At 45.7% G+C, this 14,547-nt stretch carries 12 protein-coding genes; 7 read left to right on the top strand and 5 right to left on the bottom strand.

The features are described from left to right. Positions 1-138 precede the first annotated feature (138 nt). Positions 139-942, top strand: a complete 804-nt coding sequence (locus tag L5M49_RS19970) for a DUF1338 domain-containing protein (RefSeq protein ID WP_263171777.1) — start codon at positions 139-141, stop codon at positions 940-942. A 102-nt stretch (positions 943-1,044) separates the two neighbouring features. Here the strand turns inward: L5M49_RS19970 and L5M49_RS19965 are convergent, their stop codons facing one another. The 4 genes from L5M49_RS19965 to crp form a co-directional block, all read right to left on the bottom strand. Further along, positions 1,045-2,373, bottom strand: a complete 1,329-nt coding sequence (locus L5M49_RS19965; protein ID WP_131523982.1) for an ATP-binding protein — start codon at positions 2,371-2,373, stop codon at positions 1,045-1,047. After that, the gene (locus L5M49_RS19960) at positions 2,370-3,044 is read right to left on the bottom strand and encodes a response regulator transcription factor (protein WP_131523983.1); all 675 of its coding nucleotides are present in this window, start codon (positions 3,042-3,044) and stop codon (positions 2,370-2,372) included. The genes L5M49_RS19965 and L5M49_RS19960 overlap by 4 nt, the downstream gene beginning before the upstream one ends. After that, positions 3,025-3,372, bottom strand: a complete 348-nt coding sequence (locus tag L5M49_RS19955; protein WP_105250261.1) for a PepSY domain-containing protein — start codon at positions 3,370-3,372, stop codon at positions 3,025-3,027. The genes L5M49_RS19960 and L5M49_RS19955 overlap by 20 nt, the downstream gene beginning before the upstream one ends. 82 nt (positions 3,373-3,454) lie before the next feature. Continuing rightward, positions 3,455-4,090, bottom strand: coding sequence for a cAMP-activated global transcriptional regulator CRP (gene crp, locus L5M49_RS19950; protein ID WP_006080082.1), 636 nt, complete (start codon positions 4,088-4,090; stop codon positions 3,455-3,457). 431 nt (positions 4,091-4,521) lie between these two features. Here crp and L5M49_RS19945 point away from each other — a divergent pair, with 431 nt between their 5' ends. Further along, positions 4,522-5,301, top strand: coding sequence for a tetratricopeptide repeat protein (locus tag L5M49_RS19945; RefSeq protein WP_105250260.1), 780 nt, complete (start codon positions 4,522-4,524; stop codon positions 5,299-5,301). A 119-nt stretch (positions 5,302-5,420) separates the two neighbouring features. On the opposite strand, the gene thpR is transcribed toward L5M49_RS19945, so the two are convergent. Continuing rightward, on the bottom strand, positions 5,421-5,972 hold the full coding sequence (gene thpR, locus L5M49_RS19940; protein WP_131525483.1) for an RNA 2',3'-cyclic phosphodiesterase: 552 nt from the start codon (positions 5,970-5,972) through the stop codon (positions 5,421-5,423). 200 nt (positions 5,973-6,172) lie between these two features. Here thpR and L5M49_RS19935 point away from each other — a divergent pair, with 200 nt between their 5' ends. The 5 genes from L5M49_RS19935 (at position 6,173) to L5M49_RS19915 (ending at position 14,389) form a co-directional block, all read left to right on the top strand. Then, on the top strand, positions 6,173-8,392 hold the full coding sequence (locus L5M49_RS19935) for a putative bifunctional diguanylate cyclase/phosphodiesterase (protein WP_263266706.1): 2,220 nt from the start codon (positions 6,173-6,175) through the stop codon (positions 8,390-8,392). A 103-nt stretch (positions 8,393-8,495) separates the two neighbouring features. Next, entirely contained in the window at positions 8,496-11,066 is a 2,571-nt protein-coding gene (gene hrpB, locus L5M49_RS19930; RefSeq protein ID WP_263266705.1) for an ATP-dependent helicase HrpB, read from the top strand. A 91-nt stretch (positions 11,067-11,157) separates the two neighbouring features. Further along, positions 11,158-13,476, top strand: a complete 2,319-nt coding sequence (mrcB, locus tag L5M49_RS19925) for a penicillin-binding protein 1B (protein WP_168827694.1) — start codon at positions 11,158-11,160, stop codon at positions 13,474-13,476. 159 nt (positions 13,477-13,635) lie between these two features. Further along, the gene (locus L5M49_RS19920) at positions 13,636-13,914 is read left to right on the top strand and encodes a peptidylprolyl isomerase (protein WP_006084190.1); all 279 of its coding nucleotides are present in this window, start codon (positions 13,636-13,638) and stop codon (positions 13,912-13,914) included. 79 nt (positions 13,915-13,993) lie between these two features. After that, positions 13,994-14,389 carry a DUF2391 family protein gene (locus L5M49_RS19915; protein ID WP_105250257.1) on the top strand — a complete coding sequence of 132 codons (396 nt, stop codon included), beginning with the start codon at positions 13,994-13,996 and terminating at the stop codon, positions 14,387-14,389. Positions 14,390-14,547: the final 158 nt, after the last annotated feature.

Raw genomic sequence — 14,547 nt, 5'->3', positions numbered from 1 at the left:
TTTTAATAACAAGCAGTAACGTTACTTAAGTTTCTACTGTGGGTATGTGTGACGCTGCAACAGTGGCATTTAGGTCGTTACATTTAGTGTTTGCGGCAAAATAACAGCAATAACCGCAGCACAATAAAAGGAGTTTTTATGCATACCGACATCAACGCGTTATTTGCCGCCCTGTGGCAAGACTATATTCAAATGACCCCTTCTGCGGCAAAAGTGCACGCGTTGTTGGGTCATGGTAAACCGATCATCAACGACCATATTGCCCTGCGTACTTTCAATATCGCTAAGGTGAATTTGGACGTACTGGCTAAGCATTTCACTTCGTTAGGTTATGTACCTTGCGGTGATTATAAGTTTGAACAGAAAAAACTGATCGCTAAGCATTTTGAACATCCAGACTCGACTCAGCCTAAAGTGTTTATTTCTGAGTTATTGGTTGAAGAATTTAGCCCAGCGTTGCAAAAAACTATTCAAGGCTTAATTGCTCAAGTGGATGTTGCAGCGACTACCGCTGACAACTTTATTTACTCAGGCCGTCATTGGTCTTTAGATGCTAAAACCTATCAGGACTTATTAACTGAGAGTGAATATGCAGCTTGGGTTGCGGCTTTTGGTTATCGCGCTAACCATTTCACTGTGTCTATCAATCACCTCGACGGTTTTGAGACTTTAGAGTCAGTGAATGAAGCTCTGAAGCAAGCGGGCTTTGTACTCAATAGTTCAGGTGGCGAGATCAAAGGTTCGCCAGAAGTCTTGTTAGAACAGTCTTCGACTATGGCTGATAAGATTGGTGTTGAATTTACTGACGCGACAGTGGAAATCCCAAGCTGTTTTTATGAGTTTGCGCTACGTTATCCTATGGCTAATGGCGAGCTCTACACAGGCTTTGTGGCGGCATCTGCCGATAAGATTTTTGAAAGCACCAATGTGAATAAAGCCTAACGTCCTCAAATTGCTTTCTGCATAAAAAAACGCTATCAATTCGATGGCGTTTTTTATGGATATTTCAAACAAGGTATTTAATACGATTGGCATAACCTGGGGCTAGCTAAAGGTCAGCTCGATCCTCAATCCACCTAAGCGAGTGCTGTGATTAAACTGCAGTTCAATCTCGTATTGCTCGGCAATTTCTTTCACTATTGATAATCCTAAACCGTGACCCATCACTGACTCATCAAGCCTTGTTCCTCTTTGTGTGAGCTTATCTAGCTCATCATCAGCAACCCCTGGACCATCATCATCAATACAAAGGCAGAGACGCTCTTGTTGACGCGATAGCTGAATGCTGACTCGGCTCTGGGCCCATTTAAAGGCGTTGTCTAGCAGGTTGCCTAAGAGCTCCATGCCATCTTCCCTGTGAATAGGCAGTCTGAGAATATTGGGATCGAGTTCGAAATCACATTCAATGGACTTGTTGCGGTGAACCTTATTTAGCGTGTTGGCTAGGCTATGTAAATCCCTAGGGATCACCAATTGCGCTGCGGGGAGCATGTCGCCAGTGATCCTCGCGGCAGCCAGTTTACGCTCGACCATCTTGTGAATCGAATCAAGTTGTTGCTGCAGGGCAATGGCAGTTTCAGGATCTTTGAGGCCAAGAGCTTCAACCTGTTGCTGCATCACGGCAAGAGGCGTTTTGAGCCCATGGCTCAAATTACCTAAGTTATTGCGGCTACGTTCAATTTGCTTGGCTGTGTACTCAAGTAGTTCATTATAGGTTTTTGCTAATGGTTGTACTTCGGGAGGAATATTATTGAGCTCCAGCGCGTTAATTTCCCCTTGTCTTAGCCGAGAAAGTGCGTGCTGTATGTGCTTAACTGGCTTAAATGATTGACGTAGGATCAAGAATATCCCCGCGATCATAGCAACTAACATCGCCAGATTGACACCAAGCTTAGTGCCATAAACCTCGCTAAACACGCGTCTACCGATACTCAAATCTTGCGCAACGGTTAAGGTAGCGCTGACATTGGCACTGCTGGAATTTAACCCTAATGATAACAACTGCATATCGTTATTTTTTGGCCCTTTAGCTTGCCAGACGCGGGTTTGATTCGGTGCTAGTGGCTCGATATCTAACTGCATATCCCACAGGGAGCGTGAGCGAATCACTTCATTTGGCAGGTTAAGCTGAAAATAACGGCCTGAATAGGCGGGCTTGTAGAAACTGGAAAGCTGGCTTTGATCTATGCTGATCTCCCCATCGTGGATATGGGTTGCCAGCATGATATGTTCGAGATCTTCTTCTAAGCGATTGATAATAGAGTCGTGGAAGGCCTGACGTAGCATGGACTCAAACAGTATCAGCCCAATCACAGTACCTAACACGAGTAAGCCAGTTAACCATAAACTGAGCTTAGTGCGGATCGAGATCATTCAATAATGCCGTGGAAGATGTAACCTTGGCCGCGACGGGTTTCGATCGTGGTTTTACCCAGTTTCTTGCGTAGATGGGTGACATAAACCTCGACCACATTACTCTCTTTTTCATCGTCAAACTGATAGAGCTTATCGGTTAGCTGCGTCTTAGATAACAGCTTCTTAGGTGACATGAGGAAGATTTTTAACAGCCTAAATTCCATTGCTGTGAGTTCATACAGCTGCTCGGCCACTTTTACTGTTTGCTCTGCTTCATCTAAAACCACACCACCATAACTCAATTGTTTACTTGAGGTGTTTAGACGACCATGTGCACGGTGGATTAAAGCTTGGATTCGGGCCAATAATTCCTGGGCGTGGAAAGGTTTACCTAAGTAATCGTCGGCGCCAGCATTAAAACCTTCTACTTTTTCATGCCATTGGCTGCGGGCTGTCAGCATGATGACTGGAGTGCTGATCCCTTGATTTCGCCAGCCTTCGAGCAGTTCGAGGCCGTTGCCATCGGGCAAACCTATGTCTAAGATTACGCAATCGTATTGGGTTTCTTTGATCAGATAATCGGCTTCAAGCGCTTTGTCTGTAATATCGGTTACATAGCCAGCGAGTTTGAGTTGTTTCTCCAGCTCGGTGACTAGCATTGGGTTATCTTCAACGAGTAACAGTTTCATGTTTTCGACATTCGCTCGGTAGTGCTATTGATTGATCGGCTTGACCATTAGTTGCATCAATACTGAGATTAACGATTTGGCCACGCTGAACTTTGATTTGCAAATCATAGCGCCATTTATGATCTTCTTGATAGAGATGAGCATCAATTAGTTCACCTTGGCAAAATTGGTTTACTACGGCTAGTGTACCGTTTAAGGACAATATTTGCCCAGAGTTAACTAACGCCTTGGCTTGATAATGTTCTAATTCAATAGGTTCGGCATGCAAGATTATTGGATGCACCAGCGTGAATAGGCTGAAAAAACAGATTAAAAACAGCCGTTTCATTTGAGCTCCCCAATAAAAAATGGCCTAGAATTTATTCTAGGCCACTTTAATAAGGCAGGCTTAAATCAAGCTGAAGACTAACTTAACGGGTACCGTATACCACGATTGTCTTACCATGAGCTTGGATCAAATTCTGTTCTTCTAACATCTTCAAGATACGACCCACAGTTTCCCGTGAACAGCCAACGATTTGGCCTATCTCTTGACGAGTGATCTTAATCTGCATGCCATCAGGGTGTGTCATAGCATCAGGTTGTTTAGCCAGATGTAATAGAGTTTGAGCAATACGGCCTGCAACGTCTAAAAATGCAAGGTTACCCACTTTCTGGCTGGTACTTTGTAGGCGATAGGCCATTTGTGCAGACAGCTTCATCAGAATTTCAGGGTTAACTTGAATTAACTGTCTGAATTTCTTATATGAAATCTCAGCGATTTCACAAGCTTGCTTAGCACGAACCCAAGCGGTACGTTCGGCTTGTTCTTCAAACAAACCTAGTTCACCGATAAAGTCACCTTGATTCAGATAAGAAAGGATCATCTCCTTACCTTCTTCATCTTTAATCAATACCGCTACAGAACCTTTTACTATGTAATAAAGGGTATCTGAGTCTTCACCAGCATGGATAAGAGTGCTCTTTGCAGGGTACTTATGAATGTGACAGTGTGATAAAAACCATTCCAAAGTTGGATCAGGTTTTGGCTTACCAATCAGAGCCATGTTGGTGTTCCTCGATTGATTAAAACGAAAGTAAGAGTATTCTAAATAAGCATTTTACGTCAATTAAACTCACAAAAACTTGATGGAAGTCTTAGTTTAGAATAAGTGAATAAATGCAATTAACCATCTAAAATTAGAGCTTATTTTGCTACTTTAGTGATTTAAGTCAACTAAATCGGTATGAAACTCGCTGGATTCACTTAACTCTGTCGAGTTAATCACATCTTACCAGTCTATTTCAGCAGTTTTATTATAGATTATGAATAAAATATGCCACTAAATTATACAATAACATGTTTCACTTTTTAAATTTGACATTCCATTTGGCTTAGCTTTCCCCATTATCCTGAGGTTTGTGCGTATTTAGGCTCGACTTATGGGGTTAATTCTGGCTAACTTTGAGGGCAGTTGTTTTTAAGAGAGGTAAGCAAGTGAAATACAGATTATGGGTTTTAGGTGCAGGTTTAAGCTTAACAATTGGGCTGAGCTCTGCGGCGCACGCATTTTCTATCCCGCAGCCAGCAGCTGAACTTGCGGCCAGTAAGTTTGTGCATATTCAAGTGACGGCAGAGCAAGGTGATGCCGATGCCCAATTTTTGCTGGGATTAATGTATCTCTCCGGACGTTTTGTGTCGCAAGAAGTGCCGACTGGATTGCACTGGATTTCACTTGCCGCCGAACAACAACATGAAAAAGCGCAGCAAACCTTAGCGGATCTGTCATTTGAAGGCCAATTGATCAAGCGTGACCTGTCAGTCGCTGAGCATTGGTATAAAGCGTTGAGTGAGCAGGGCAGTCGTTGGGCTCAATTCCGTTTAGGCTTTATTTATGCGTCTGGCGGTGACGGTGTGCAGCGCAACTGCGGTAAAGCGGTCGAGCAATTTTCCCAAGTGGGTGATGATGTTGCTTTGGGCAATGTGGCGTGGATTTTAGCAACTTGCCCCGAAGCAGAATATCGTGATGGCAATAAAGCGGTCGAGTTGTCCTTAAAATTACTCAAAGTGAATGAAAACGATCCTACAAATCTTGATAATTTAGCTGCGGCTTATGCTGAGTTAGGCGATTTTGGTGCTGCTATTTCGACGCAGCAGAAAGCGATAGAAGCGTTGAAAATGAATGCTGAAATGACTAAGACTGATGAGTTTATGCTGCGGTTACAAACCTACGAGCAAAAGCGTGCCTATCGCGAAACCTTACGTTTACTCGAATAGGGCTTTCTTCATCATCGCTCTCTAGTTAACTGCTATTTTTATTTTAGTATTGATTAATGCATTGATTCATAAATTGAAAAATAAAGCCTGAGTGGATACTCGGGCTTTTTGTTTTTGATTTAAGGCTCACCGAGCGCCCAAGAATCTAGGATGTGATATTCGACACCCGTGCTTGTGCTTTTTGAATGGTATAAATGCAAATTATCGGGCGTTAACGTCAGCGTATTCATACCTTTGAGTTGCAATAAAGCCGACTCATCTAGTGTCCATTGTTTTGCTTTTCTAAATAAACTGATGTGCGGGCAAAAGTTGTGCTCATTCCGATGCAATTGCAGTCGGTCAGCAATTTCTTGCGTCTGTTTAGCGAATTGCGCTAACGGAGGCTCAATATCATCGCCTTTCAAGCAACATACTTGCGCATTGGGCCATACATCGAGCTGGTTAAGCCGAACGCTAAATCTTGGCTTCACTAAGCGGTCAACCGCATCAAGGAGGGCGATTTTTTGCTCGTTGTTAGCTTGACCCATAAAGCAGAGCGTTAAATGCAGATTGCTGACACTCACCGCTTTCGCCTCAGGATTAAGATGGCATATCAATTGCTGCTGCAATTCACTTAGATATACCCTTTGACTATCTGTGGGAGCGAAGCCGAGGAATAGCCTTTGTTGCATCGGTTTATCATCCTTTTGGAGGGCTTAATATGGATTATCTCAGCGAACACTTTGACGTTAAGCGCATTTGAGCGTTAATCTAGCTGTTGAATTTATCAGCTAATTTGTGACTCAAGCAGACGTTTAATTCACTGTGAGCCTATACTTAATGCACGTCGATAATACCTTAAATGGATTTTTAGGTAAGGAAGAGACTTTTCATGTCAGTAGGTTTAGCTAATCCACTCCAACAGGCTTTGGTCAGTATTTTTAGTGAATCCCCGCTAGAAACCTTAGAGCAGAATGTTGACAGAGCGCTTGAGACTATTACTTTGCAACTGCATTGTGACGGGGTATTTGTATTAACCGGAAGCCAGTCACTGGATCGTTTACGCACGCGTAATCTGTATTTAAAACCTCAATTTGCCCAAGGCCAACAAACCCGAGTCTGGCCCTTGGCACGAATGCCATTTTTTCGCTCTCTTGTCCGTACTCCGCGTCTATTAAATCTGGCTGATGTGAATACCTTGCCTGCCGATGCTCAGGCTGAGCGAGCTTTATTAAGGGATTGGGACGTCAAGAGTCTATTAGTATTGCCGCCAGTCGTGTTTGGCGAAACCCGTATTGCCTTGGGGGCCGTCAATTGCTCCGAATGCTGTGAATGGAGCGAAGAGTTTATAAGTGAGTTTAATCACGCCGCTGTGATGATTGGCTCGGCGATGGAATTGACGCGTATCGCTTTGAGCATGCTTGCCAGTGAACATAAATACTGTGAAGTATTCAACCAGTTGCCCTTAGCTTGCGCCTTGTTAGATAAGCATGATCAATTGACTATGCTGAATAAAGTCGCTCTGCAAACCCTGCCAATTCAACATGGCTATGATTTATTCGACATGGTGCGTGAGGAAGAACACGCCATGCTAACTGATACCTTACATGTGGTACGAGAAGGTGTGCTCGGTCAAGCTTGGTGTGAATTACCTTTAAAATCAATTCATCAATTAACTTGGTTGAAACTGAGTTTTAGCCAGATTAGCGGCGATAAAGATACTTTAGTCATGATTGCCGAAGATGTCAGTGAAAAGTACCGCTTAGCCGATGAGTTATCCTTCCATGCCAATTATGATGCGCTCACAGGATTGCCCAATCGGTTACATTTCGAAGCCCTATTAGAAAACCTACTACATGCCCACGATGATATGCCTATTTGCGTGGCGTTTCTCGATTTAGACCAATTCCAAGTCATTAACAATATCAGTGGCCATCAGGCTGGGGATAAGCTGCTTTGCCAAGTCGCATTACGTTTGAAACAGCTCGTACGTAAAGGCGATATTGTTGCCCGTTTAGGGGGCGATGAGTTTGGTATTCTGATGCATTACTGCAATGTGGATTCTGCGAAACAGATTGCTAAGCGGATTTGTACCCAGTTAGCAAATCATGAGTTTATTTGGGAAAGTCGTAGTCACAATGTCAGTGTCAGTATGGGGATTGCTAGGCTAGATAAAAAATCCGCCGATATTTATACCGTCATGAGTCAAGCTGACGCTGCTTGTCGATTGGCGAAGGATCAAGGCCGAAATGGCTGGCATTTATACAGTGCGAGCGATCCTAAAATGAACCGTCTCTACACCGAGATGATGGCCTCTGTTGATATCGTTGGCGCACTCGCGTTAAACCAATTCGAGCTTTATTTTCAAAGCATAGTGCCGTTAAACCGCGAGGAAACTGGCTTACATTTAGAGATCCTACTGCGTATGGTGCAGACTAACGGCACTATAGTGTCTCCTGCTATCTTCTTACCCGCCGCCGAGCGATACAACTTGGCTTCTAAGGTTGATCTTTGGGTGATCGATAATTTGCTCAAGTGGGGTGGTAGTCATTTAGATATTTGGCAGCAATTGGATCTCGTGTCGGTGAATTTATCGGCGACCTCTTTGGGCGATCATGAGTTTATGAATTGGCTAGAAATGCGCTTGATGGCCGAACCTGAGCTGGTGGATAAGCTTTGCATCGAGATCACTGAAACCGCGGCTGTGAGTCAGCTCGAACAAGCCACAAAGTTACTCGAGATACTGCGTCCGCTCAATTGTAAATTAGCCCTCGATGACTTTGGTGCAGGCTTTTCTAGCTTTGCTTACCTTAAGCGCCTCAATGTGGATTTTGTAAAGGTTGATGGCCAATTTGTCGTCAATATTTGCGAAGACTCTGCGGATCAGGCGATCGTAAAATCCATCTGCCAACTTGGTCAAGATATGGGATTTGATGTGGTTGCTGAATTTGTCGAATCCCAAGAAATAGGGTGGAAATTGCAAGCCTTAGGCGTCGACTATGCTCAAGGTTACGCCATCAATAAACCGATACGCTTAGCTGAACTACAGTCAGGGCTCAGTCAACCTTGGCTCGAAAAGCGTGAGATTTTTGCTCCCTATCCACAGCTGTAATCTTGGGCATGGCAGCTTTGAGCTGTTACTTATGTCAGCACTGACTTGATAATGTTTGCTGCGAAATGGTACTCAAAGCCGATTGTTAGTACACTGACGCCCTGTGTTGGCCGCTGATGTCTTTTTCTTGAACTCTCTACCTATTCATAGCTTATTAGCACCGCTACGCGCGGCTTTTTCTCGTCACGCTCAAGTGATCCTCGAGGCACCGACAGGTGCGGGTAAATCAACGGCGTTACCTTTGGCTATGTTGGATTGGCCAGAAATCAGCGGACGCATTTTAATGCTCGAACCGCGGCGTGTCGCGGCGCGGAGTGTGGCGCACTATATTGCCAGCTGTCGCCAGCAAAAGGTGGGACAAGAAATCGGCTATCGCGTCCGCGGTGAAGCTAAAATCAGCGCCAATACCCGTTTAGAAATTGTCACCGAAGGCATACTGACGCGAATGATCCAACAAGATCCCGAGTTAACTGGGATTGGAATGATCATCTTCGATGAAATTCATGAGCGTCACCTCACCACAGATTTAGGTCTTGCCCTAGCGCTCGAAGTGCAAGCTTCACTGCGGGACGATTTAAAGATATTAGCTATGTCAGCGACTCTATCTGGTCTTGCCTTAGCTGAACTCATGCCAGAAGCGGTGACCTTGCACAGCGAAGGCCGGAGTTTTCCTGTCGACATCGAATATCGCCCTGTGCCAACTCAGCAGCATTGGATCGATCACCTTGGCCGCTGCGTGCTAGAACTGGTCTCGGCCAGCAGTGTCAGTGTTGATAAAACGGCTGCCAATAATGCCGTGCTCGTGTTTTTACCCGGTAAAGGGGAGATCTTACGATTACAGCAGTTTTTGCGCGAGCGCTTAGCGGACGATGCCTTTTTGATTTGCCCTCTTTATGGTGAACTTTCAGGTGCCGAGCAAGATAGCGCGATCGCTGCAACTATAGATGGCAGGCGCAAAATTGTGCTAGCCACTAACGTGGCGGAATCGAGTTTAACTATTGAAGACATAGGGTTTGTCATCGACAGTGGCTATAAACGACAAGCGAGTTTTAACCCTAAAACCGGTGTCACCCGCTTAGGCTTAAAACGCATTAGCCAAGCCTCCGCAACTCAGCGTAGTGGTCGCGCCGGGCGTTTATCAGCGGGTGTGTGCGTTCGCCTGTGGAGCCAAGAAGAACATGGCCGCATGCTCAGGGCCGATGAACCCGAGATCAGCCAAGCGGATCTGGTGGCTATGGCCCACGATTGTGCTTACTGGGGCGCAAAATCCTTTAGCGACTTGATGTTGTTAACGCCGCCACCAAGTGTGCATGAGGCACTGGCGTGGAAACTGTTACAAGATTTAGGCATGGTCGATACTCAAAATAAACTCACTCCCCACGGTAAAGCGGCCTACGAGCTAGGGTGTCACCCAAGGCTTGCTCATATGTTATTGGGCGCAAAAAGTTTGGGCGCAAACAATGGGGGAGTCAATAATGCTAACGAACAAGCAACGCAATTGGGCAGTTTGGCCTGCTTGTTGTCGGGGGTTTTAGAGGCGCGCGGTTTGCCTAAAAAGGGCGCCGATATCATGAATTACCTGCACTTTGCCTGTCATGGACAAGCTGGGCAACAGGCAAAACAGTGGCAGAAAAAGCTAGGATTAGCGGCGGATTTGTCTAAGATAGCGACCCATGCACACCACAGCGATGTGGGGTTATTATTAGCACTTGCTTATCCTGATCGTATCGCTAAAGCCCGCGGTGTTGAGGGCTACCAATTAGCCAATGGTACTGGCGTCGTGCTCGCAGCCGATGATGCATTGGCGCAAACGCCGTGGATGGTGGTGGCGGATTTTCAAGAAACTGAAGGCAGAAACGCTGGGCGGATTTACTTAGCGAGTCAGCTTCAGCCAAGCTTGTTCGACGGCGAGCTAAAAGGTTTGCTGGACATTCATGAGATTTGTGGCTGGGATGAAGCTAAAGGTCGAGTGATTGCGCAGCGCCAATACAAGGTCGGACAAATTTTAGTAAAAACCGAGACGATTGCTAAGCCTGAACGTAAGCAAATTGTCGCGGCCTTACTGGGCTATATTCGCCAGCAAGGATTACAAATCCTCAATTGGAACGCTAACTTAGAACAGTTTCAATACAGGCTCAAACTGGCAACTGAGTTTGACGTGGGCAGTGACTGGCCCAAGGTTGATGATGAAGCATTATTAGCGAGCCTAGAAACTTGGCTGGCGCCTTACCTCGAAAATGTGAATAATCTGCCGCAATTAGTTAAGCTCGATTGCTTTGGTTTTGTGGCAAACTGTTTGAGCTGGCAGCAGAAACAGCGACTTGACGAGTTATTGCCAACTTCCTGGCCGTTAGTCACCGGTACCTCTGCGCCAATAGCATACGACGAGTCTGGGCGTGCGCTACTGCGTGTACGTCTGCAAGAAACCTTTGGCATGGCGCAGAGTCCTATGTTGGCGCAGGGCAAACTAAAGGTGACGATGGAATTACTCTCTCCGGCCCAGCGTCCATTAGCCTTGACGGCAGATTTAGCCAGCTTTTGGCAGGGACCTTATGTGGAAGTGAAAAAGGAAATGCGCGGTCGATATCCAAAACATCTGTGGCCAGACGATCCTGTGAATACACTGCCGACAAAATTTACCAAGAAGAAAACCTTGGGTTTAGCTCAGCCCTAGCACCACGCCGCTGGTTTTATAACATTTTGTTATGAAGCACTTTGATTCGCACCACGTTAGCTTTGTGCCTATGGCTGATGTCTTTAAATGCATGAATGATGAAGTAGATATGACAACTAAGACGACAAAAAAATCACCCGCTTCCCGTCGGGCTAATCATGGCCGCGGTTTATTTCGACGAATTTGGTCTATCAGTTGGAAATTAGGCTTGGCTGGATTAGCTGTAGTGACTTTTTACAGTATTTATCTTGATCAAATTATTGCGCAAAAATTTGAAGGCCAAAAATGGCATTTGCCCGCGCAGGTGTTTAGCCGCTCTATGGCGCTGTACCCCGGTGCGGCAGTCAGCCATCCGCAAATGATGGCTGAGCTTAAGTTGCTCGGCTATCGCAAAGTCGCTAACCCACGCCAAGTGGGAGAGTTTTCGGCATCGAGCACTCGTATTGAATTGTGGCGTCGACCGTTTTTGCATCCTGAAGGCGATCAAGTCGAACAAAGAGTCATGATCAGTTTCGACAGCAATGGCATCAGTTCGGTCACTCGAGTCTCAGACAAGCGTCAACTCGCCGTATTCCACCTTGAGCCAGTATTGCTCGACCGTATTATTACTGGCGATGGTGAAGATAGGCTGTTTGTGCCGACCGAAGAAATGCCAAAGTCGATCGTGCAGGCGTTACTGCTGGTGGAAGATCGTAGTTTTTATGAACACCATGGTGTGAATCCATTCGCGATTGCGCGCGCGGCTTTTGTGAACATCAGTGCCGGTCGCACTGTGCAAGGGGGCTCGACGTTAACTCAGCAGTTAGCGAAAAACTTTTTCCTTTCGAGTGAGCGTTCCTTGCTGCGTAAGGTTCGCGAAGCCTTGATGGCAGTGATTATAGATTTCCGTTACAGCAAAGACGAAATCCTCGAAGCGTATCTTAACGAAGTGTACATGGGGCAGGATAAATCCCGCGCCGTCCATGGTATGGGTTTGGCCTCACGTTTCTATTTCGGCCGTCCTATCAGTGAGTTGACTATTTCCCAGCAGGCATTCTTAGTGGCTGCGATTAAGGGACCGTCTTACTACAATCCATGGAAATATCCGGATCGTATTCAAGAACGCCGTGATCTAGTATTGCGTTTGTTAATGGATGCGGGGGATTTAACCACGGCGGAGTACAAGGTGGCGGTAGAGTCACCCTTAGGGATCCGTAATCTCAATAAACCAGCACATCAAAAATTGCCTTCCTTCTTCGCCTTGGTAAAACAGGAAGTGAACGAGCGTTATGGCGATGCGCTATTGAAGCAATCTGGGGTGAAAATCTATACCACGCTTGATCCTATGGCCCAAGAAGCCGCCGAAATTGCGGTGACTCAAACCCTCAAAAGCTTAGATAAGAGCAATAAATCATTGCAGATTGGTATGGTAGTTACCGACAAATACACGGGCGGTATTGCGGCTATGGTCGGCGATAAAACCCCAGGATTTGATGGCTTTAACCGCGCGGTTGAAATTCGTCGTCCTATTGGCTCGTTAATTAAGCCTTTTGTGTATGCTACGGCTCTGGCACCTAATAGCCAATTTACCTTAGCGACACCTCTTAAAGATCAACCTATTACCTTAAAAAGCGAGCAAGGTAAGACATGGTCACCACAAAACTTTGATAAGAAGTTCAGTGGTCAGGTGCCTTTGTTAACGGCATTGAAAAAGTCGATGAACGTACCGACGGTAAATCTTGGAATTGCTGTGGGTGTGGATGCGGTCGCAACAACATTGGCTAAATCGGGTTGGCAGGAGCCGTTAAACGAGTATCCCTCTATGTTACTCGGCGCCGTCAATGGCTCGCCATTAATGGTAGCGCAAGTGTACCAAACCTTAGCTGATAGCGGTGTTTACCGTAAGTTAACCACAGTGACCGCTGTGCTAGATTCTGATAAGAACCCATTGCCTGTGACGCGATTGCCTAAAGAGCAAGCTATAGCACCTGAGACAGATTTCTTAATTCAATTTGCTATGCAGCAAGTAGTGAATACGGGAACGGCAACGCGTTTAGGTAATGCCTTCCCTGGCGTTGGACTGGCGGGTAAGACTGGCACCAGTAACGACAGCCGTGACTCTTGGTTTGCGGGCTTTGATGAGCGTAACGTCGCCGCCATTTGGGTTGGTCGTGACGATAACGGCAAAACCAGTTTGTATGGTAGTAGTGGCGCCATGGCCGTGTATCTTGCCTTCTTAAAGGAACGTCCACCTATTAGTCTGCGCTCAATCCCTGTGAACGGCGTAGTGAAGGGCTTTTTTGACCGAGATACAGGTGTGGCTAAGGAATCCACTTGCAGCAATGTCGATGCGCTTCCGGCATTAGCTGCGACCTATCGTCCAGTGAATAACTGCGGCGACCCTTTGCAGTGGTGGCAGAAAATTTTCTAGGTTAATAGGGTCGATAATGGGCCAATAACGCACTTATGCGTTGGATATAAAACCTTTTAGTCAGTAGAACCTGTGCCGATGGAAGTGGTGTGATCGAGGGCAAACTCGGGGCGCCAATCTTCCCTTTGCACGGGACGTTAATCCAAAGTGAGATATGACATGTTTAAAACCGCTGCCGCTGTGCATATTTTAGTGAAACACAAAGAACAGGCTGAGGATATTGTTAAGCAGCTGAATAATGGTGCTAATTTTGCTGTGCTCGCTAAGCGTTTTTCCTCTTGCCCTTCGGCCAAAAAAGGCGGCGATTTAGGCGAGTTCAAAAAAGGCCAAATGGTGCCACAGTTCGATAAGGTTGCATTTTCAGGTGAATTACTGGTGCCACATATAGTGAAAACTAAGTTTGGCTGGCATGTGGTTAAAGTGTTGTATCGCACTTAATACCCCAGTAATAAGCGCATCTTCACCGAACGTTATTTTCGACTAATCAAATAGATTGGAAGATTAGGGAGCGATCAGCATGAAATTTAGTTTTAACACCGAAGATGCGAGCCAAGTTTGCGTAGGGGCTTTTGCCCTTGCGGTTCCCGTTGCATTTTCTGAGGAAGCGTGGCATCTCGGTGAGACTTTACCTTTATTGAATATCGGTATGCTTTTTAGTTTATCGCTGCTCTTTCTTGGGGTATTCACCTATCACAGCGTGTTCCAACAGAATATTGCTTCCCGCGTTCCTGTGTTTATTTTTCGTATCGTGGTGGCTTATTTGCTCACTGCCCTCGTGGTTTTCCTCGTGCTGCTTTGCCTCGATAAAGTGCCATTTTTTGAGGACCCACTAACCTCTATAAAACGGATCATAGTGATCACTATGCCAGCCTCTATGGGCGCTATTGTTGTGGATAGTTTTGATAAAGAATGACACTGTTTCGCTAAATCTCATGACTTTTGTCACTGGTTGATTGCGGTTGTCTTACGCATACTTATTTCCATGTTCTGACTTTGACATTGATTAAGCGTCATAAGCAGATCTAAATTTTGAGCTTGATAACGATAACGCCAATAGATAAAGGAAATGAC

This window comes from Shewanella sp. SM74, assembly GCF_025653725.1.
GTDB lineage: Bacteria > Pseudomonadota > Gammaproteobacteria > Enterobacterales > Shewanellaceae > Shewanella > Shewanella oncorhynchi.
This window is presented reverse-complemented; position numbering and strand designations above follow the sequence as displayed.